This window comes from Nitrosopumilus ureiphilus (assembly GCF_013407185.1).
Classification (GTDB): domain Archaea; phylum Thermoproteota; class Nitrososphaeria; order Nitrososphaerales; family Nitrosopumilaceae; genus Nitrosopumilus; species Nitrosopumilus ureiphilus.
The window spans coordinates 548398-566845 of record NZ_CP026995.1; the positions used below are offsets into that span (position 1 = coordinate 548398).

The 18448-nt window shown below is 35.5% G+C and carries 26 protein-coding genes and 1 pseudogene; 16 read left to right on the forward strand and 11 right to left on the reverse strand.

The window, feature by feature from the left end; genetic code table 11:
- The first annotated feature begins 33 nt into the window (after positions 1-33).
- Positions 34-474 carry a hypothetical protein gene (locus tag C5F50_RS03090; RefSeq protein ID WP_179372234.1) on the forward strand — a complete coding sequence of 147 codons (441 nt, stop codon included), beginning with the start codon at positions 34-36 and terminating at the stop codon, positions 472-474.
- Here the strand turns inward: C5F50_RS03090 and C5F50_RS03095 are convergent.
- On the reverse strand, positions 467-1000 hold the full coding sequence (locus C5F50_RS03095; RefSeq protein WP_179372235.1) for a hypothetical protein: 534 nt from the start codon (positions 998-1000) through the stop codon (positions 467-469). The genes C5F50_RS03090 and C5F50_RS03095 overlap by 8 nt on opposite strands.
- Positions 1001-1099: 99 nt before the next feature.
- Here C5F50_RS03095 and C5F50_RS03100 point away from each other — a divergent pair, with 99 nt between their 5' ends.
- Entirely contained in the window at positions 1100-1426 is a 327-nt protein-coding gene (locus tag C5F50_RS03100) for a hypothetical protein (RefSeq protein ID WP_179372236.1), read from the forward strand.
- Positions 1427-1428: 2 nt separating this feature from the next.
- On the opposite strand, the gene C5F50_RS03105 is transcribed toward C5F50_RS03100, so the two are convergent.
- Entirely contained in the window at positions 1429-1983 is a 555-nt protein-coding gene (locus tag C5F50_RS03105; protein ID WP_179372237.1) for a hypothetical protein, read from the reverse strand.
- A gap of 53 nt (positions 1984-2036) precedes the next feature.
- Entirely contained in the window at positions 2037-2807 is a 771-nt protein-coding gene (locus tag C5F50_RS03110; RefSeq protein WP_179372238.1) for a coenzyme F420-0:L-glutamate ligase, read from the reverse strand.
- 126 nt (positions 2808-2933) lie between these two features.
- Between C5F50_RS03110 and C5F50_RS03115 the strand changes: the two genes are divergently transcribed.
- Positions 2934-3992: a baeRF10 domain-containing protein gene (locus tag C5F50_RS03115; protein WP_179372239.1), complete on the forward strand. Its 1059-nt coding sequence runs from the start codon at positions 2934-2936 to the stop codon at positions 3990-3992.
- 333 nt (positions 3993-4325) lie between these two features.
- Here the strand turns inward: C5F50_RS03115 and C5F50_RS03120 are convergent, their stop codons facing one another.
- Positions 4326-5000, reverse strand: coding sequence for a TIGR00266 family protein (locus C5F50_RS03120; protein ID WP_179372240.1), 675 nt, complete (start codon positions 4998-5000; stop codon positions 4326-4328).
- Between the two features lie 86 nt (positions 5001-5086).
- Between C5F50_RS03120 and C5F50_RS03125 the strand changes: the two genes are divergently transcribed.
- Genes C5F50_RS03125 through leuD form a run of 4 tightly spaced genes read left to right on the forward strand, consistent with a single transcriptional unit; the run spans position 5087 to position 8849 of the window.
- Positions 5087-6358, forward strand: coding sequence for a 3-isopropylmalate dehydratase large subunit (locus tag C5F50_RS03125; protein WP_179372241.1), 1272 nt, complete (start codon positions 5087-5089; stop codon positions 6356-6358).
- Positions 6355-6846, forward strand: a complete 492-nt coding sequence (locus C5F50_RS03130) for a LeuD/DmdB family oxidoreductase small subunit (RefSeq protein ID WP_179372242.1) — start codon at positions 6355-6357, stop codon at positions 6844-6846. Before C5F50_RS03125 ends, C5F50_RS03130 begins: the two co-directional genes overlap by 4 nt.
- Position 6847: 1 nt before the next feature.
- On the forward strand, positions 6848-8263 hold the full coding sequence (leuC, locus tag C5F50_RS03135) for a 3-isopropylmalate dehydratase large subunit (protein ID WP_179372243.1): 1416 nt from the start codon (positions 6848-6850) through the stop codon (positions 8261-8263).
- 1 nt (position 8264) lies between these two features.
- Positions 8265-8849 carry a 3-isopropylmalate dehydratase small subunit gene (gene leuD, locus C5F50_RS03140; RefSeq protein ID WP_179372244.1) on the forward strand — a complete coding sequence of 195 codons (585 nt, stop codon included), beginning with the start codon at positions 8265-8267 and terminating at the stop codon, positions 8847-8849.
- Here leuD and C5F50_RS03145 read toward each other — a convergent pair.
- Genes C5F50_RS03145 through C5F50_RS03165 form a run of 5 tightly spaced genes read right to left on the reverse strand, consistent with a single transcriptional unit; the run spans position 8827 to position 11511 of the window.
- Positions 8827-9546 (reverse strand): nucleotidyltransferase family protein, encoded by a 720-nt coding sequence (locus C5F50_RS03145; RefSeq protein WP_179372245.1) that lies wholly within the window; start codon positions 9544-9546, stop codon positions 8827-8829. The genes leuD and C5F50_RS03145 overlap by 23 nt on opposite strands.
- 3 nt (positions 9547-9549) lie before the next feature.
- The gene (gene rpsI / locus C5F50_RS03150) at positions 9550-9999 is read right to left on the reverse strand and encodes a 30S ribosomal protein S9 (RefSeq protein WP_179372246.1); all 450 of its coding nucleotides are present in this window, start codon (positions 9997-9999) and stop codon (positions 9550-9552) included.
- Positions 9996-10460, reverse strand: coding sequence for a 50S ribosomal protein L13 (gene rplM, locus C5F50_RS03155; protein WP_179372247.1), 465 nt, complete (start codon positions 10458-10460; stop codon positions 9996-9998). Before rplM ends, rpsI begins: the two co-directional genes overlap by 4 nt.
- Positions 10453-10800, reverse strand: a complete 348-nt coding sequence (locus tag C5F50_RS03160; protein ID WP_179372248.1) for a 50S ribosomal protein L18e — start codon at positions 10798-10800, stop codon at positions 10453-10455. Before C5F50_RS03160 ends, rplM begins: the two co-directional genes overlap by 8 nt.
- 45 nt (positions 10801-10845) lie before the next feature.
- The gene (locus C5F50_RS03165) at positions 10846-11511 is read right to left on the reverse strand and encodes a DNA-directed RNA polymerase subunit D (RefSeq protein WP_179372249.1); all 666 of its coding nucleotides are present in this window, start codon (positions 11509-11511) and stop codon (positions 10846-10848) included.
- 60 nt (positions 11512-11571) lie between these two features.
- On the opposite strand from C5F50_RS03165, the gene C5F50_RS03170 reads away from it, so the two are divergent.
- The 8 genes and pseudogenes from C5F50_RS03170 to C5F50_RS03205 all read left to right on the forward strand — a co-directional run.
- Positions 11572-12258 (forward strand): ribosome assembly factor SBDS, encoded by a 687-nt coding sequence (locus C5F50_RS03170; RefSeq protein WP_179372250.1) that lies wholly within the window; start codon positions 11572-11574, stop codon positions 12256-12258.
- On the forward strand, positions 12258-12938 hold the full coding sequence (gene rrp4 / locus C5F50_RS03175) for an exosome complex RNA-binding protein Rrp4 (RefSeq protein WP_179372251.1): 681 nt from the start codon (positions 12258-12260) through the stop codon (positions 12936-12938). The genes C5F50_RS03170 and rrp4 overlap by 1 nt, the downstream gene beginning before the upstream one ends.
- Entirely contained in the window at positions 12938-13672 is a 735-nt protein-coding gene (gene rrp41, locus C5F50_RS03180) for an exosome complex exonuclease Rrp41 (protein ID WP_179372252.1), read from the forward strand. The genes rrp4 and rrp41 overlap by 1 nt, the downstream gene beginning before the upstream one ends.
- A 2-nt stretch (positions 13673-13674) precedes the next feature.
- The gene (rrp42, locus tag C5F50_RS03185; RefSeq protein ID WP_179372253.1) at positions 13675-14493 is read left to right on the forward strand and encodes an exosome complex protein Rrp42; all 819 of its coding nucleotides are present in this window, start codon (positions 13675-13677) and stop codon (positions 14491-14493) included.
- 1 nt (position 14494) lies between these two features.
- The gene (locus tag C5F50_RS03190) at positions 14495-14707 is read left to right on the forward strand and encodes an eL43 family ribosomal protein (protein ID WP_048117285.1); all 213 of its coding nucleotides are present in this window, start codon (positions 14495-14497) and stop codon (positions 14705-14707) included.
- On the forward strand, positions 14691-14954 hold the full coding sequence (locus tag C5F50_RS03195; RefSeq protein WP_179372254.1) for a KEOPS complex subunit Pcc1: 264 nt from the start codon (positions 14691-14693) through the stop codon (positions 14952-14954). The genes C5F50_RS03190 and C5F50_RS03195 overlap by 17 nt, the downstream gene beginning before the upstream one ends.
- 207 nt (positions 14955-15161) lie before the next feature.
- The gene (locus tag C5F50_RS03200) at positions 15162-15308 is read left to right on the forward strand and encodes a hypothetical protein (protein WP_179372255.1); all 147 of its coding nucleotides are present in this window, start codon (positions 15162-15164) and stop codon (positions 15306-15308) included.
- Between the two features lie 248 nt (positions 15309-15556).
- Positions 15557-15805 (forward strand): annotated as a pseudogene (locus C5F50_RS03205) (hypothetical protein); the annotation flags it as partial.
- Between the two features lie 44 nt (positions 15806-15849).
- Here the strand turns inward: C5F50_RS03205 and C5F50_RS03210 are convergent.
- Positions 15850-16134, reverse strand: a complete 285-nt coding sequence (locus C5F50_RS03210; RefSeq protein ID WP_179372257.1) for a hypothetical protein — start codon at positions 16132-16134, stop codon at positions 15850-15852.
- A gap of 236 nt (positions 16135-16370) precedes the next feature.
- On the opposite strand from C5F50_RS03210, the gene C5F50_RS03215 reads away from it, so the two are divergent.
- Entirely contained in the window at positions 16371-17357 is a 987-nt protein-coding gene (locus tag C5F50_RS03215) for a phospholipase D-like domain-containing protein (protein ID WP_179372258.1), read from the forward strand.
- A gap of 101 nt (positions 17358-17458) precedes the next feature.
- Here C5F50_RS03215 and C5F50_RS03220 read toward each other — a convergent pair whose 3' ends face one another.
- A complete protein-coding gene (locus tag C5F50_RS03220) occupies positions 17459-18424 on the reverse strand; it encodes a UbiA prenyltransferase family protein (RefSeq protein ID WP_179372259.1) in 966 nt (321 codons plus the stop codon).
- Positions 18425-18448 lie beyond the last annotated feature (24 nt).

The window sequence follows — 18448 nt, forward strand, 5'->3', positions numbered from 1 at the left end:
ACAAGTTATAGGCAAGTTTCGTAGTAGTGTATTTTGCATTTGAATATTTACGAGGCAAACAAAATATTTCGAAAATCAATAATCAAGGGATTCTTTGAACCCCAATTGGTAAATCTTGACTTTAAAAAATCTGCAATAAAGCATCCTTCAATTAATGATGACGGTCTTATGCAGTCTGATCTACTTCATGTCTTCTTTGATGTGGATACAGGATGTGATTACCCTGATGGGGATGAATGGTTTATTGTGGAATTGTTATTCCCACATGATGTGAAACTTCCTGACAATTTGAAAGGTACTGATTATTTTACAACTCTCTCAGTTGATGAGAAAAAAACATTTTGGCATCATCGCGAACTGATTCGTTTCAAGTATGGAAAATCAAAAAAGCTTGATGATGCTTTAGAATTTCTAGAGTCAAAATACAAAGAACTTCATGAATTACTAGAACCGTTGCAAAAAGATCTCAAGTAATTTCTTTCCAAGCGTTTCCACTAAACATATATTTTCTATTTTCAGATGATGCAGTATCCAGTCTCCATCTAATTGATTTTGAATCAAACTTGTAGATTATTTCTGAAATTTCTGAAGGAAGTTTTTGAGGATCAAGATGATGTGGAAGTAATTCTAAAACAAAATCAATTTTTTCAATTGCATTATCAAACCATTGCTTGTCTTCCACATCAACACTAAAAACAATTCTGGGATTTCCAGCAAAATTAATTTTAACCTTTAATGCATTGCCGCTGCCTCTCCTTCTCTTCATCTCCTTGAAAACTGCTTTTATTTTTTCCCAGCGTCTAAAATCAAACCACTGAAAGAATTCTTCATTAAATGCAAGCGGAATTTTCATATCTAGTGAACTAACAAAATCACTATCATCTTGCTCAATCTCCTCTTGAATAATTATAAAATGTGAGTTTAGAAATCCATAGAGTACTTCAATTTCCCATGGTGAAATACCATAGTATGTCAGTGTTGTTTTCAATCCATCTGTCATACTATGAACTCTTAAAAATTGTAATTAAATCTTCAAACCTTGTAAATTGGGACAAATTGACCTTAAAATTAAAATTACATGAATAAAATTACTATATTCATGAAGAAAGAATTTGTAGTAAAAAGTATTGATTCGGCACCAGATGGGGCACCATATGTTGTAGTATCACTATCATCAATTAAAGATCTTAAAGAAGCAACTCAAAACCCACAATCACCTTTTGGTACTCCCAAAGTCATGGGATTCTCAAACATGAATGACATGATGAAGGACCTAAACAAGATGATGTCCGGAATGGGTGGTGGAATGGGCATGCAAGGTGTAACCCAATTAAAACTTGAGATGCATGAATACAAAGAGATGGGCCTTTCAGTTGGAGATAAGGTCTTTTTAGAAATGACCAAAGCTGAAAGTCTGGGCGTTTAAATTTACCAGATTGTGTTGAAATATTTCCAACCATAAAGGGCGGCAATTGTTCCAATTACAAATAACATGGGCTTCCATGCAAACACTGGAATGCTCGGTGTTGCAAGTTTCACTTTGTAATTATCTACAATTGCATTAACATTTTTCTTAATTTTGTCATGCCAGAAACTATACTCTACATGATATTTTTTTAGAATCTCTTCTACTTCGTAAACTACTGGAGTTCTCTGTGAGAACAAGTGCTGAAGATAATCTCTTGATACTTCAACTTCTGCATGAATTCCGATTAATCCTTTTTTTAGATCAACCATTCTAATGTGCATCTCCCATGGTTTCTTTAATTTTAGATTTAGACCGCTTCCAATTTGTCTTGGTTGCTTGTGTTCAAGTTTCACTTTGGTGAATCCTTCTTCAGTAAAGATTTTCATCAATTCTTCAAAACTTTTCTTTACCACTACATGAAGTTGTTCTACGCCATGTTTGTTATCAACATCAATTTTGTGTTTTAGTCCATCAAAAAATGAAACTGTCTTTGGATATGTGGTAAAATATTCCATATTTTTTTCACCAAAAAACCTCTATTTAAAGCAGAACCAAAAAATCCCTAATGTTATGGTGGATTTGATAGTCCTCTGACATAGACACATTGATCAGGGGATATTGCCATCTCTGAAGGACTAATTTTTCTATCAGTAAGTTTTGCTTCTGAGTTTCTAACTATGGCAAATGGTTTTGATTCTCCACCTTCTCCCATTTTGTAATTTGCAATAGTTGCAATATTATCCACTACTGCTTGAAATGTAACCTTTAGTGGATTTCCATCAAGATCTTTTTTTGCTCTCATATCTAAAACTGGTTCAATTCCTGCACAAGCCACTGCAACTCCTGATGTTCCAATTCTTGCAGGCATTAGTCTGCTGTCCACTAGAATAACCCCAACATGAATTGACATCTTTAAGAAAATCTTTCTACGAATTTGCTCTGAAATTAGATAAGGATTCTGGGGATATAGTATTGCTTTGCCTTTTTTTGCATTGGATTTGTCGATGCCTGCATTTGGTGCCATGATGTTGTTAGCTGATGTAATTACAAATCCTCCTATTCCTCCAAAAATTTTGTCTGATTCTCTGATTATGATTTCTGCAATCTTTGGCTTTAGTTGATATTTTTTTGCAATCTCTAATCCTTGCTCTGATGTTTTAATTTTTGAAAGATCAACTATTCTTCCTTGTGAGTTTGAAATGTATTTTGTTGAAATTACTAAAACGTCACCTTCTTGTAATTTTGCATTATTTTTTTCTAAAGTTTCAAGCAATGTCTCAAAAACATCAAATGTCTCTTGCTTTCTTTCTGCTAAAAGCGGTAAGACTGTTAATTGCACAATTTCTCAATATTCTGTTTCTTTTTTATTGTTATGGACAATATTTTCACTGATGAGCTGAATTTTAGGTATGGTGCTCAATAGAAGAAGGAATTAGTTATTTACGAAAGAAAAAAAGTTACTCTTGTGAAAAATAATCAAAATCCTGATGAAATCTCTCCACTTGAATGGCTATCGATTAATCGATTTCTATATGAGATAAAACAGATTGATTCTCCATGCATATCAGTATATTATCCCTATGGCAAGGGACAAGAAACCATGTCTTTGCTGGAGGAAACAAAGCGAAACGAATCTCTTGAAAAAATCGAATCAAAAATTGAAAAAAGGATAGCCGAACTCAAAGACAATCCAGTCTCTGCTGGCAAGTTTACAAATACGCTGTGTATTTTTGGATGGATAAAAAACAACAAAGTAACCATCAAAGTGATTGGCACCTCAAAAAAACTCCCCTATGTTTACATGGCAAGCAAAAAGCCATTCATCAAACCATTCAAAGATATACTGGAAACCAACTACAATGTTTTACTAGTCACACTAGATCAAAAATCTGCGAGAATACAAAAATTTTATGGAAGTCAGATAGTTTTAGAATCTAAACTTGGAATTGACTTGCAAGGAAGACATAGAAAGGGAGGGCAGAGTCAAGGAAGATTTCTAAGGGCAAGACAAACCAAAATTCATGTTTTCTTTAAGAAAATAGCAAACAAAGTTCGAGAGATGGATTTGAATTCAGATTTGATTCTGTTGGGAGGCGTTGGTCCTGCAAAAACAGAATTTTATGGAGAACTTGATTCAAAGTTGGCAAAAAAATGCAGGTTTGTAGAAAACTTGTCTTTTGCCACATCAATTAATGATATTGAAAAGAAAATTATTCGCCATTTGTATCAACACAGAAGAAAATACGTTACAGAAATTATTGAAAAATATGAAAACCTAGTCAAACAAGGATTAACTGCAAAAAGAAATGATGTTATTTTCAAGGCTTTAGAAATTGGGGCAGTAGACACACTAATTGTATCTGCAAACTATTACACTGATTCTCAATTCAAAAAAATAATGAGGATGTTAGAGATTGCAAAAAATACCTCATGCAAAATAGAGTTTGCATCTTCTCCAAAAATTATCCAAAAACTAGAACTTGATAATTCAGTTTTAGCCATACTTCGATACAAGATAAAATAATTTCAAAAACTGATGAATCTCAAATTATATTTGTAATAATTTGATAGTGACACTTAGATCACTAATTAAAAAAATCCATATGGCTGACTGTGTGCAAACCTAGAGAAGAAAATTATGAATAGAAGAACTGACAAATATTGCCATAGAAAAACTAGAATCCAGAACAGAAATCACCACAGTCTGTAAAATTTTAGATGAAATAATGGTATCAAAATAAAAGTCAATTCCCACTACCAGAAAGCAATATTTGGATTCTGTTACTACAGTTTTAGAAAATCCGAATGTTTTGTAAATCTAAAACAATATCTGAATTTTGCAAATTAGATTTTAGAATTAGTTATTTCTTTTAGGAAGAAATGGAATTAATGTTCTGACAAATCCTGTAAAGTTCTTTGTTTGATAATATACTGTTCCTGGCCCAGTAATCTCAATTACTAGCGCCTCTCCTCCAAATATGGATGTCTTTAGTCCTCCATGTTTTGTTACCCTGTAACCCGCACTTGCACTCATTGCAACTAGCTGATAATTATCTAAAATCATCTTTTCGCCACTTTTGAGATTCATTGATAAAATTCCTCCCCATGCATTGACAAACATGTCTCCATTACCTAATGTTTTTAGCATGAATAGATTACTTCCAAAAATTCCTTTTGTGAATCCCTGCCATTGAGTATCAAGTGTAAGATCATCAGTTGATGCAACATATGCCCCTGATTGAACAATAAATTCCTCGTTTACATGAATCACTTCAATATCGCCTAGCATATTTCCAGTTAAACCTAACATGCAGTTGTCTTCTCTTGCAATGAAATTATTTACAAAAAACGACTCGCCGCCTAATGCAACTGTCTTTAGTGTCTTGAGAAAACCGCCCTTTCTCATTGAAGTTACAGTCTCAATGCCTCCTTTGATAAATACCATAGATCCTGCTTCTGCAGTGACTTTTTCTCCTTTGTTCATTGAGACATGAATCATTCCCATGGGGTTTTTTAGAATCTCATAATTCACAATTTTTCTATATTATCACTTTAAGATAAATCGTATCCTACATCATTCTGTAAAGCTTTTAATCTGTAGAATAGGCTTTTTGGATTATGAATATTGTTGAGAAGATTCTTGCACGTGCATCAGGAAAGTCTTCCGTTGCACCTGATGATGTAATTTTTGCTAATGTTGACAAGGTTATGGTTCATGATGTCTCAGGACCAGGCGTAATCAAAGTATTTGACAAACTAAAGAAACAAGGAATCTCAGTTGACAAGTTATGGGATCCCACTAAGGTTTGGGTGGCAGAAGACCATTTTGTGCCTTCAGCAGAAAAAGTATCAGCTGAAAATATTGTGAAACTATCTAATTTTACTAAGCAATATGGAATTGAAAAACACTTCAAGTATGGAATGGGACAGTATGGAATTTGTCACACCATATCTCACGAAGAGGCAATGGTAATGCCAGGTGAGGTATATGTCGGTGGAGATTCTCATACAAACACTACAGGTGCATTAGGTGCATTTGCATGTGGATTGGGACACACTGATGTTGCATATGTGTTGTTAAATGGAAAGATTTGGTTTAAGGTTCCAGAAACTATGTACTTTAAGATTAATGGAAAATTGCCAGATCATGTGATGGCAAAAGATTTGATTCTAAAAATTATCGGTGAGATTGGAACTGATGGTGGTGCTTACAGAACCATGCAGTTTGGCGGAAGTGGCATTAATGAAATGTCCGTTGAGAGCAGATTGACAATGTGTAATATGACTACTGAGGCTGGTGCAAAAAACGGAATTGTAGAGCCTGATCAAAAAGTAGTTGATTATCTTTCAAGCCGCGGAGCTTCCAATTTTAATTTAATAACAGGCGATGATGATGCAGAATATTCCAGAGTCTTTGAATACGAAGCATCAGAGATGGAACCTACTGTTGCAAAACCATTCTCTCCTGAAAATATTTCAGTTGTAAGGGAAGCTCCTGATGTTGAATTGGATAAATCATACATCGGTTCATGTACTGGTGCAAAATACGAAGACCTGATGGCTGTTGCAAAAATTCTCAAAGGCAGAAAAGTAAAGATTAGAACCGAAATCTTACCTGCGGCAATTTCAATTTACAAACGTGCCATGGAAAATGGTCTGTTGAAAATATTTCTAGATGCTGGAGTGACAATTGGACCACCAACATGTGGTGCATGCTGTGGTGCTCATATGGGCGTCTTGGCAAAAGATGAAATTTGTATCAGTACTACAAATAGAAACTTCCCAGGAAGAATGGGCCATGTTGAATCCCAAACATATCTTGCGTCTCCACTGGTTGCAGCAGCATCTGCAGTTACTGGCAAAATCACTGATCCGAGGGATTTGCAATGAAAGGAAACATCATAAAATACGCACAAGATAACATCGATACTGATGTAATCATTCCTGGTCAGTATCTCAAGGTACACGATTATGCCGAACTTGCAACACATGCAATGGAAGGACTAGATCCTGATTTTCATTCCAAAGTAAAGGAAGGTGATTTTATCTTATCTGGAAAAAATTTTGGATGTGGCTCAAGTCGAGAGCATGCACCAATTGCCTTGTCTCATTCAGGAATAAAGGCAGTGCTTGCATTGTCTTTTGCAAGAATTTTTTACAGAAATGCAGTAGATGGCGCATTTTTGTTGCCAATTGAAATTGAACAAGACGCATATGATGAAATCTCAGAAGGAGATGAAATAGACATTGATGTCTCTGCAAACGAAATTAAAAATCTTACAAAAAACCGGACGTACAAAATGAAACCATTTTCAGACATCATTGGAAAAATTATTGCTGCAGGTGGCCTCTTCAAGTACAGGCCAGACCAGGATTAAAATGGGAAAAACACTTTTTGAAAAAATCTGGGAATCCCATGTTGTAGTTGAAAAACCAAACAGTCCTTCTCTAATCTATATTGACAGGCATTTGGTACATGAAGTAACCTCTCCCCAAGCTTTTGATGGATTGCGAATGAATAACAGAAAGGTTCGAAGACCTGATCTTACTATAGCCACTATGGATCATAACGTTCCAACAAATGACAGGTCTCTTCCAATTTTGGACCAAACTTCTGCAATCCAAATCCAAACACTTGAAAAAAATTGCAAAGATTTTGGAATCACACTATTTGATATCAACAGTCCCAATCAAGGAATAGTCCACGTGATTGGCCCTCAATTGGGAATTACTCTGCCTGGTTCTACAATAGTTTGCGGAGATAGTCACACATCAACTCACGGAGCATTTGGGGCACTGGCATTGGGTATTGGAACAAGCGATGTTGAGCATGTCTTGGCATCTCAAACCATGTGGTTGGAAAAACCAAAACCATTTGAAATTAGAGTAGATGGAAAAAGAAAGAATCCTCACGCAGTTACTGCAAAAGACATCGTTCTCTCTATTATCAAAAATATTGGAACTGGAGGCGGGACAGGCACAGTAATAGAGTATATGGGGGAGGGAATAGCGGATCTCTCCATGGAGCAGAGAATGACTATATGCAATATGTCAATTGAGGCAGGAGCCCGTGCAGGATTGATTGCACCTGATGAGAAGACATTTGATTATCTTCGAGGACGAAAATACACTCCGAAAAATTACGAGTCTCTAGTTGAGACGTGGCGCGAGAATCTAAAGACTGACAGTGATGCAACATTTGAGAGACAATTTACTTTACACATTGATGACATTGCACCTCAAGTTAGTTGGGGAACAAATCCTGGAATGACGTGTGATGTAACTGAATCAGTTCCATCCCCTGATGAGTTTGCAAAAGGTGACCCCAATCAAAAGAAAGGTGCAGAAAAAGCACTTGATTACATGGATCTTAAACCCGGAACTCCAATTGAAGATATCAAAATTGATAGAGTATTCATTGGTTCATGTACAAATGCAAGATTAGAAGATCTCATTGAAGCATCAAAAGTTGTAAGGGGACAAAAAATTTCATCAGATGTTAGAGCAATGGTTGTTCCAGGTTCTCAAATGGTAAAAAAACAAGCAGAAGAAATGGGTCTTGATAAAATTTTCATTGATGCTAATTTTGAATGGCGAGAAGCAGGATGTAGCATGTGTCTTGGAATGAATCCTGATATTTTATCTCCTGGTGAGCGATGTGCCAGTACCTCAAACAGAAACTTTGAAGGGAGACAGGGAACTGGTGGAAGAACCCACTTGGTTAGTCCAGTGATGGCAGCAGCTGCTGCAATCAACGGACACTTTGTAGATGTTAGGAAATTGGATTTAAACTAGAATGGAGCCTTTTAAAAACATCTCAAGCATCATTACACCACTGGATAAGGTAAATGTGGACACTGATCAAATTGTCCCAAAACAATTCCTAAAATTAGTCCAAAAGTCCGGATTTGGAAAGTTCTTGTTCTTTAATTGGCGATATGATGAGGCAGAAAACAAAAAATCTGATTTTGTCTTAAATGATCCAAAATATGGTGGCTCTAAAATCCTAGTAGTTGGAGATAATTTTGGGTGCGGTTCTAGTCGTGAGCATGCCGTTTGGGCTCTAAAAGACTATGGTTTTTCAGTAATAATCGCACCATCCTTTGCTGATATCTTCTTTAGCAACTGCTTCAAAAATGGTCTTTTACCAATTTCGCTTGATGAAGAAACAGTTGATATTCTACAAAAAGAAACAGGCCCAGTCAGCGTTGACTTGGAAAAGCAAACCATCAAAACTTCCACTCAAGAAATTCATTTTGATATTGATTCTCATATGAGAAAAATTCTTCTAGAAGGACTAGATGACATTGCACAAACTTTTCAATATGAAGATAAAATTACAGAGTTTGAAAAAAATTCTAAAATCCCATCTGTTTTATAATCTTCTTTACTGTTTTCTCATTTCTCTCTAAAACCATTGGAGATTCTGCATCAATCCATTCTATTTCTCCAATGTCATATGCACTAATTTTTCCCTCTCTTGATAGTTGCTGTAAAATATCAAATGACAAATTGATCTCTTTTTGTTTTGACTTGGCCTTTATTCTTTCAATAACATCCGATCCTAACATGTAGATTCCTAGACATTCGGAGAGCTGCAATTTCATTAGTGGTTTTTCTTTGAATTCTTTAATTATTCCATCTTCAACTACTGCAAATCCTGTCTCTTCTTTTCTTTTTGATCTTGTTGCAATACATGCCACACTTTTTTTATCGACAAACTGCTCATGCATCTTTTTTAGATTGATGGCACACAAGTTATCCGCAAACCACAAGACAAATTCTGATTCACCTTTGAGTTTATTCTCGATGTGCAGCAAATCTCCGCCTGTACCACTTTGTGAGTCTTGAACAAAGGCGGTGCCTTTTTGATTCTCGTAATAGTTTTTGATTTGACCTCCCAATCCAGTAAAATCAGAAATTATGATGACCTCTTTTATGAAACTAAATGATTTTAGATATTTTACAACATAGTCAATTAGCGGCTTTCCATTAATTGGCGTCATTGCCTTTGGAAAATATTCGGTGTATGGCTTGCCTCTAGTTCCTTTGCCGCCAGCTAAAATTATAGCCTTCACAGCCTAACGGTATGATTTTTGCTTTCTTCTTCTAGCACCAGGTCCGCCAAATTTCTTTGGTTCTTTCTGTCTGGCATCTCCGCTGACTAGGTATTTGTCAAAATCAGTGATTCGTTTTCGAAGATCTTCTCTAGTTGATTTTGGAAGTGGATGCTCTTTTGGCTCTTTCTTAGATTTAGTCCATCCAATTAGTGCTCTGGTAATTCCAGTTGCAGCTGCACTGGCTTGACCCATAAAACCTCCGCCTCTAACTCTGACAGAAATATCTATTTTGTCCCTCAAGTCACCTGTTATTTCTAGTGGTCCTAAAATTACTTCACGGACAGTTTCTTGAGGAATCATTTCAACTGGAACATTGTTGATTCTTACTTTGCCTTGTCCTTTTGTAATGTAAACATGTGCACTAGCTCTCTTTCTAGTTGCAAAATAAATTTCAGTTTTTGGAGTTGTCATTCAGTCCACCCTATTACTCTGCATAATTCGCCTACTGATGTATAGTTTGCTGCAGATTTTTTAATTTTTGCTTTTTCAAATTGAATTTTTTCAAGTGATTTAATTTCTTTTGGAGAGCCAATGTAAGTTCTTAGTCTTTGATATGATTCTTTTCCTGATGGTTTTCTATCAAATGGTAACATTTGACGAATCATTTTTGCAATTACAGTGTCTGGTCTTCTATAGTGGACTGGTCCGTGTTTTGGATTAATAATGCTGTTAATTTCTAAAAATTCTCTATATTCTTTGATTTGGTTTGCTCTTGTACCGCTCATCATAATTTTTTCACAATTTACAACTGAAACTCTGTTTCCCTGAATTAGCAATTTTGCAACATTCGATGATAGTCTACCTGCGATGTGATCTGTTCCGTCAACTACAATTGGTCTGTCAGTTCTGATTACTGTTTTTTGCTCAGCCAAGTAGTACGACTCCTTTTCCTGTTGGGTTTTGTTCAATCAAATCTGAATAACTTATAATTTTTCCACCTTTTTCAATAATTTTACTTGCAGCAGAACTTGAGATTCCAAATGAGAATAATGTAATTTTGTGAGGAACATTACCTGTTCCAAGAACTTTTCCTGGAAATACGACTGTGTCGTTTTCTTTTGTTAATTGACCGATTCTGTTCAAGTTAAGATCTCTTCTTGCAATGGATGGCTTTAATGCATATTCGGCTAATTTTGCCCAAATTGGAGCGTCATTTTTAGCTGATGCTTTTTTCAGATCCTTTGCCATGCGTATAACTACTTGATTAGTCATGTGAATAATCCGCCTTGAAACCCAAATATAATGTCTATGCTTAATTTATTCTTGAATCTGGTCAATCGTTTCTTTGAATTGGCCTAATTTATTACTGACCTCATCTACTCCCGCAAGAATAATTTGCTCTGGATTTAGTGCGCCAGTAGATTCTACTGTGAGAATTTTCTCATCTTCCTTGTCTGTATCGATAATTGTTGAAATATTTGCAGAATTCCATTTTGCGTGTTCTATTCCACGTCCAAGTCTTGCATAACACTCGACTTTGATTCTTTGACCTGGTGCAAGTTGAACAATTGGAATTTTATCTGAAACTGGCTTAATTGACTCATCTTCAGAAGATAACTCGTTTGACAGGATGGTTCTTGTGACATCAGAGTCGCCAGAGTCTAAAACTAACATTACTCTGCAGTTTGAACATCCAGTTTCACTTTTACACTCACATTTTGATGGTTCGTTAAATCTACCCAAGTCAGTCTTTAATGGAATTAGTCCCAGTCTGTGTGCCAGTCCTTCATCAGGTAGTACTGAGGAATTTTCTATAATATCTACTGTATCAACTGCAAAGACTGGTACACCATTAAGACATACACGTCTGAGTGCATTTGCATATTGTAACGGAACTCCTTTTAGCTTTATAGCTATTTTTTGATTATCTTTGCTAATTACCTCTAAGGATGACAAATCTTGAACAAAATCTTCAAAGTCCACATAAAAATCTAGCTAGTTTTACGTATAGATAAATACCAAATTATCATAGATATTTTAGAAATGACAGATTACACATTGGTTAGATATTCCTATGAGGGAGAAAAATTTGAAATTATGGTAAAGCCTGACCCGGCACTTGATTACAGATTGGGTAAGAAAAAGGACCTCTCAGCAATTCTAGTTTCTGATGAAATTTACACTGATGCTAGTAAAGGCACGAGGCCTACTGCTGAAAAATTACTACACGCTTTCAAAACTGAAGACCCAGCCGAAATTGCTGAGATTATTCTCAAGAAAGGTGATCTGAATCTCACAACTGATCAAAGACGAAAGATGATTGAAGAGAAGAAAAAACAGATTGTGACCTTTATTGCCAAAACATACGTAGATCCTAGAACTCATCTGCCGCATCCACCACTCAGAATTGAGCAGGCCATGAAAGACGGTAGAGTCTCAATTGATCCTCACAAAACTGTAGATGAGCAAGTAAAGGATATCGTTGAAAAATTGCGTTCTATCATTGCTCTAAAATCTGAGAATCTGAAATTAGAAATTACAATTCCTGCACAATATGCATCTCAATCATATGCCGTTTTGAAATCAGTAGGTTCTCTAAACAAAGAAGAATGGCAAAATAACGGTTCACTAAAAGCAATACTTGAAATACCCGCTGCAGCAAGGCCAAACGTGATTGATAAATTAGGCTCTATAACCAAAGGCTCTGCTACAGTTGAGGTAATGAAATAATGGATAATAAAAGAAAATACGTTATTCCAGGCGATGTAGTAACCACAGGACCATTTAGACCTGAACAAAATGTAGAACTTGTAGGAAATAAGATAATCTCAACTACAATTGGCATTTCTGAAATTTATGATGATTCAGTTAAAGTAATTCCCCTTACTGGAAAATACATTCCAAAAATTAATGATTTAGTTATTGGCAAAGTCATTTCTCATACATCACTGTCATGGGAACTTGACATAAATTCATGCTATGTTGGATTCTTGCCTGCACAAGATGTCTTTGGACGTGACTTTTCTGCTCATGCAGATGAACTTACATCCAAATTAAAATCAGGAGACTTGGTTGCTGCAAGAATTGCAAATTTCGATAGAACACGAGATCCACTAGTTACAATTTCTGATAGAGATTTAGGTAAAATTGATACTGGCGACTTGGTAAAAATCTCTCCAAGTAAGGTCCCACGCCTGATTGGAAAACGAGGTACCATGATCCAAATGATAGAGATGGCAACAGACGCTGCAATTACAATTGGCCAGAATGGCTGGGTAGTGGTTTCATGTGAGGCGCCCGAGGGATTATTAAAGGCTAAAAAGGCAATTGAGATGGTTAATGAAAAAGCACATGTTGCTAATTTGACTGATCAAGTGAAAGAAATGTTAGAATCAAAAGGTGAATCATAATGGGCGGAAGAGACGCAACAATGGTCCTATTGGACGAGAATGGTATACGTTGTGATGGCCGTAAAGTGGACGAGCCAAGACGTATCATGATTAAAGCTGGCGGACTAAAAAATGCAGACGGTTCAGCATACATTGAATTTGGTGATAACAAAATCCTAGTTGGTGTTTTTGGTCCACGAGATGTTCATCCAAAACACATGTCAAATACTGATACAGGAATTTTACGAGTAAGGTATCATATGGAGCCTTTCTCTGTTGGAGAAAGAAAAAATCCAGCTCCTTCAAGAAGAGAGATTGAAATTTCCAAAGTAATCAAAGAAGCATTAGAGCCAGCAGTAATGTTGGATAAATTCCCAAGAACCGCAGTTGATGTTTTCATTGAAGTATTACAAGCAGATGGTGGAACTAGATGTGCTGCACTTTCAGCAGCTTCTGTTGCATTAGCCGATGCCGGAATTCCAATGAGGGATATGGTAGCAGCAATTGCTGCAGGTAAAGTTGCAGATACTATAGTTCTTGATGTTAACAACGAAGAAGACCAAGCAGGTCAGGCAGACATGCCAATTGGTTACATGCCAAATCTAGAAAAAATTACATTATTACAATTAGATGGTGTTCTTACTCCAGAAGAGTACAAGAAATGTGTTCAAGTGGGAGTAGACGGTTGCAAAATTGTTTATGATATTCAAAAGAAAGCACTACAAGACAAATACTTTGGAAACGGAGGAGATTAGAAATGACATCTACTTCCGTTCTTGATGATCTAAAGAAATCACAAATTCTTGGATTACTTGAGCAAGGAAAAAGAGTAGATGGTAGGGCACTAGACGAACCAAGAGAAATTTCAATTGAAACTAATGCAATCCCTAAAGCAAATGGTTCTGCACGAGTTCGTCTTGGTGAAACAGAAGTAATTTGTGGAGTAAAAATCCAACCTGACAGACCTTTCCCGGATATGGGTGACAAAGGAATTTTCATTTGTACTGCTGAACTTTTACCACTATCTCATCCAACTGTTGAAACTGGTCCACCGGGACCTGACGTAATTGAGTTGGCAAGAGTAGTTGATAGAGGAATTAGAGAAAGCCACATGATTGATGTTTCTCAACTAGTAATTGAGAAGAATAAATCCGTAGTTGGCGTCTTTGCAGATAATGTGGTTGTTGATTATGATGGCAATCTATTTGATGCGTGTTCTTATGCTGCAGCTGCAGCATTGCTTTCATCAAAAACTCCCAAATGGAATTGGGTTGATGATGCTCCAACATTAGCTGATGGTGAAGAAACTCCAGTACCAATTGCTACCATCCCAGTATCCGTAACAATGGGCAAGATTGGAAATCACATCATAGTTGATCCAAATGGAGATGAATGGGCAAGCATGGATTCACGAATTACAATTACGACTGACTCTGATGGAAATATCTGTGCCTTACAAAAAGGGGGCTCTGATGGATTCTCACAAGATGAAATTAATCAATGTGGGGAAATCTCAGTACGAATAGGCACAAAAATAAGAGAAAAATTAAAACAAGCCCAAACTGCAGGTCAATAAAATGGCAAAAGCAAAAAAATCACTGAAAGGATTAGGCGCTCGTTACGGAATTAAACTTAGAAAACAATATACAAAAATCCATCTCCAACTAAAAGAAAAAAGAACATGCCCTGAATGCGGTTCAAAAACTTTTGGCAGAGACGCTGTAGGTATCTGGTCTTGTAAGAAATGCAGCTATAAAGTAGCCGGAACCGCATATGACATTAAGCTTTAGTGCAAAAATTACAGTTGATGCAAAAGACAAAACAAAGGCAATCTTTGATTCTGTAAATACTGACAACGAATTTTATCCTGAAAATCCTGTAAAAACCAAGATAAAGTTTGATGAAAAAATTGAAATTTCAGTCGAATCAGAACAATTGACTCATCTCCGAGCGAATCTCAATTCAACTCTTAGACTAATCCAGGCAAGTTACGATTCAATTGAATCGGTAAAGATTCAATCCAATAGTGTTGAATAAATAGATTCAATGGTTATGCATAACATTGGAAATTTCAGCAAAAGAAATTATTGAAATTAATGAGACACCCACCTTTTTGAAATAATTGGTTGTATCTAACAAGGCAACATGGACTACATATCGTAACATGATGAAAAAAACAGTCTGCAAATATCTAAAAACCATTCTAATTGGAGATCCCCTTCTTGTGGAAAACAAAAACAAGATATGATGTTCTCTGGAAAAAAATTACATTATAAAAAACAGTACTATGATGCAGATTTTGAAATTAGAGTCAATGAGTTAGTTAGACGAACAAAAGCAGATTCTAACTGGATTGATTCCAAAATGTACCCATCCAAAAAATATGTATGATGTAGATTTCAAAAATAATCTGTATTGTATGAATTGCAATTGGGATTTCTGATCTCTTTTTTTAAAAATACACATAAGATATTATTCTATTGTTACCAACCTACCGAATAATCTTCTTTTATGATAATCTTGTAATAGGTAAATTTTATAATTTTCTTCATTTTACATATCTTCTCCGTTTTTTTAAAAAGAAATCTCTTAAATGCATAATGTTGGAGTTTTCCTCATGAGAATACCTTAGGTGGACCCCCGAATTTATCAAATTTTTAAAATCAATGAACAAAGAAGATCAATTATACAAAACAATAGATGCAATTTTGGATGTGATTGCTGAGAATCCAAGAATGGGCGAATCTATCGAATTTAAATTGATTCCTAAATCCATTAAGAAAAAATATCCAGATTTAGATAACTTGTTAAGAGTAAAAGTTACAAGAGATTGGCGTTTATTGTATACCTTAGTCGGATATCCAAATAACAAAAAATACATGTTCTGATGGCAATACCACACAAAGAATATGATAGATTATTTGGTTATTGATTATCTCAATAATGTTGAATTTTGTTCTAATTCAATTAACCCTGGTTTGTTTCTTGCAAAGATCCAGAATACTGCGCCATTCTTATCATATGCAATTTTATTTGAGTCTTCTAAATAGACTAAAACTTTCTTGAAAGTGGCATGTTGTACCCCGCGTGGTAATGCATCATATAATTTAGTTACAGTTCTAAAATCATGATTTTTCTCAATTGTTTGCTCTATCATCTGTATTGTATCCAGATTAGGACTATGGGTTTTCCTTTCCAGAATAGCGTTCTCATTCATACTATGTAATGTACATTAATGTATATATACATTTATGTATATATCTAAAGACACATTTTAACATAATTTACTAGAAATGATGAGAGGATAACTGGGGAATACTGACCATCACCTTCCAATTAGTGATTAAAACAAAAATTGAGCCAACTGGTATATTCATGCTTTGGCATGCCTGAATACTCGATAATATTTTCCATAGAACAGGTATAAATCACAGGATTTCCCATTCTATGACAATGCAGCAGGAATCCAGTAATCCCAGTATTGCACCGTTGGAGAGGATCTGCTCCAAAGTCATGGGCAAAGTGGATGGCTCATACCTTGGCTCCATGATTGATATTTTATCTATCCTCTCAAAGCCTGATGCGCTAAGCATATTCATTTTGGCACAAGACGGCATTCCCTCTGAGATAGAGTCACATTCAAAGATAGGCATTACGCAAAAACAGTACTACACCCGACTGCACCAGCTTGTAGATTCAGGATTAATAACAAAAACGACCACAAAAAAACAAAGAGGATTACAAAAACAATATATCCATTCTGGACTTGGCAATATGATATACAAAAACTATGTCCAAAATCTTCCGCACACAATAAAGGATTCAAAAGAACTTGAGATACTTGAAGTACTAAAGAGCAGCAAAAAATTCGATGATGCAGAAATTACAAAGATTGCATCAAAGATTGGAATACACGAAAAGACAACTACAACCAATACAAAAGATGATACATTTTTTATTGCTGCAAAGTATAATGAAATGTCACAAATTATAATTGATGCAATTAATGACGCAACAAAAGAGATAATACTGGCATCTAGATTCTCAGATGAATCAATAATTGGCGCAATGATAAAAAAAGCACAAAGAGGAGTAAGCGTTACCGTTCTAGCAGATGAATCCATGGTCAAAAACTATAACAAAAATGAAAAAATCAAAAATGACAAGAACAAAAAAGAACGCATACAAATAGTGTCTGATCCATTTTATCCTGCAAAGATAAAGAGAAAATACGGAAATATTCCGTTTTGCATTTTAATTGTAGACCAAAAGTTTGTCGGATGGGAGCTAGTTGACAGCTCAGATGTTACAAAATTTGACAAGGCAATGTTTTGCTATAATTTCATGCTTGCAAAAGACATGATAGAGACATTTTCTGGTTGGTGGAAACTGGCAAGAGAAGAATCACCAATAGTGCAAAAAATGTCAAAAAAGACATAAAACAGGCACAGATTTTAGCTATTTTTGTATTTTTTTAATTACAGAAATTATTAATCAATGACAAAGAATTTTCACACTCAACCAAAAGTAACAGTATCTAATTACAACAGTGTCCCTACAAGGACCGAACACAGCATCCCAAGAAGATGCCACCTGGAATATTTCCTTGCATGCTTGATTCTCTGTTTGTCTGGATTGCTTTTTGTGTTTTGTAACAATGATGCCAACAACAAAGAAATACAAATTCCAATAATTGGCGTAATGATATGTGTATCATACATTACATACAAAAATATCAACACTAGGGATATTGTAAAAATGACCCCAAACATTAGATAAAACGTGTTTGTCACTCCAATTTTTATTGGGATTGTAACCTTGTTTGCAAACTTGTCTCCCTTAAAGTCTGAAATGTCTCCCAACGGACCTAACACAAAATAAAACAAAAATGACAACAAAGGCAAAGTCCATAAAACATCTGAAACAACAAATGCTTCCAATGATGTTGAATATGAAAAGATCCCAATCATTGATGCCAGTGACGCACCAGCTGCTGTAACTATTGTCTTTACCATGAATTTGTCTTTAAGTGATGTTGCTGGATGTGAATACACAACACTCAATGCAATAAATGCAAGACACGCAATGCCTGAAAAAAAATTCAACGCAAAGGCAATCATTCCAGATGATACAAAAAGCAAAACAGTTGCACCAAATATCACATTATACTGGTATTGTACATCTGAAAGTCTGATGTTGCGATTGTTTTTACTGTCAGATTTTATGTCATAAAGATCGTTATACAGGTATGTTGCAAGCGATGCCATGGTAACGCATGCCCCTGTTCCAAAAATTATAATTGCTGCATTTATAGAATTCAGTTGATTAGTATCATTTGAGAACATTCCAAGGGCAATCAGACCAGACACCAGGGCAATCATTACAAAGACATAGGTAATCTTGATTCGTGATGTTACAAACGGTAATAGTGTAAGATAGATTGATTTTACTGACGTCTGATTGTCATTATATCTAAAATATGGTGAATTACTGATATTATTTACCAATAATGGGAAATAGTATTATACTAT

Coding starts and splice junctions, on each gene's coding strand:
- C5F50_RS03160 (WP_179372248.1), bottom strand. CDS start 10,800: ATGACTAATCAAGTAGTTATACGCATGGCAAAGGATCTGAAAAAAGCA.
- rpsI (WP_179372246.1), bottom strand. CDS start 9,999: ATGACAACTCCAAAAACTGAAATTTATTTTGCAACTAGAAAGAGAGCT.
- C5F50_RS03095 (WP_179372235.1), bottom strand. CDS start 1,000: ATGACAGATGGATTGAAAACAACACTGACATACTATGGTATTTCACCA.
- C5F50_RS03130 (WP_179372242.1), top strand. CDS start 6,355: ATGAAAGGAAACATCATAAAATACGCACAAGATAACATCGATACTGAT.
- rrp4 (WP_179372251.1), top strand. CDS start 12,258: ATGGATAATAAAAGAAAATACGTTATTCCAGGCGATGTAGTAACCACA.
- C5F50_RS03195 (WP_179372254.1), top strand. CDS start 14,691: ATGACATTAAGCTTTAGTGCAAAAATTACAGTTGATGCAAAAGACAAA.
- leuC (WP_179372243.1), top strand. CDS start 6,848: ATGGGAAAAACACTTTTTGAAAAAATCTGGGAATCCCATGTTGTAGTT.
- leuD (WP_179372244.1), top strand. CDS start 8,265: ATGGAGCCTTTTAAAAACATCTCAAGCATCATTACACCACTGGATAAG.
- C5F50_RS03210 (WP_179372257.1), bottom strand. CDS start 16,134: ATGAATGAGAACGCTATTCTGGAAAGGAAAACCCATAGTCCTAATCTG.
- C5F50_RS03190 (WP_048117285.1), top strand. CDS start 14,495: ATGGCAAAAGCAAAAAAATCACTGAAAGGATTAGGCGCTCGTTACGGA.
- C5F50_RS03200 (WP_179372255.1), top strand. CDS start 15,162: ATGATGTTCTCTGGAAAAAAATTACATTATAAAAAACAGTACTATGAT.
- rrp42 (WP_179372253.1), top strand. CDS start 13,675: ATGACATCTACTTCCGTTCTTGATGATCTAAAGAAATCACAAATTCTT.
- C5F50_RS03100 (WP_179372236.1), top strand. CDS start 1,100: ATGAAGAAAGAATTTGTAGTAAAAAGTATTGATTCGGCACCAGATGGG.
- C5F50_RS03125 (WP_179372241.1), top strand. CDS start 5,087: ATGAATATTGTTGAGAAGATTCTTGCACGTGCATCAGGAAAGTCTTCC.
- C5F50_RS03215 (WP_179372258.1), top strand. CDS start 16,371: ATGCAGCAGGAATCCAGTAATCCCAGTATTGCACCGTTGGAGAGGATC.
- C5F50_RS03105 (WP_179372237.1), bottom strand. CDS start 1,983: ATGGAATATTTTACCACATATCCAAAGACAGTTTCATTTTTTGATGGA.
- C5F50_RS03170 (WP_179372250.1), top strand. CDS start 11,572: ATGACAGATTACACATTGGTTAGATATTCCTATGAGGGAGAAAAATTT.
- rrp41 (WP_179372252.1), top strand. CDS start 12,938: ATGGGCGGAAGAGACGCAACAATGGTCCTATTGGACGAGAATGGTATA.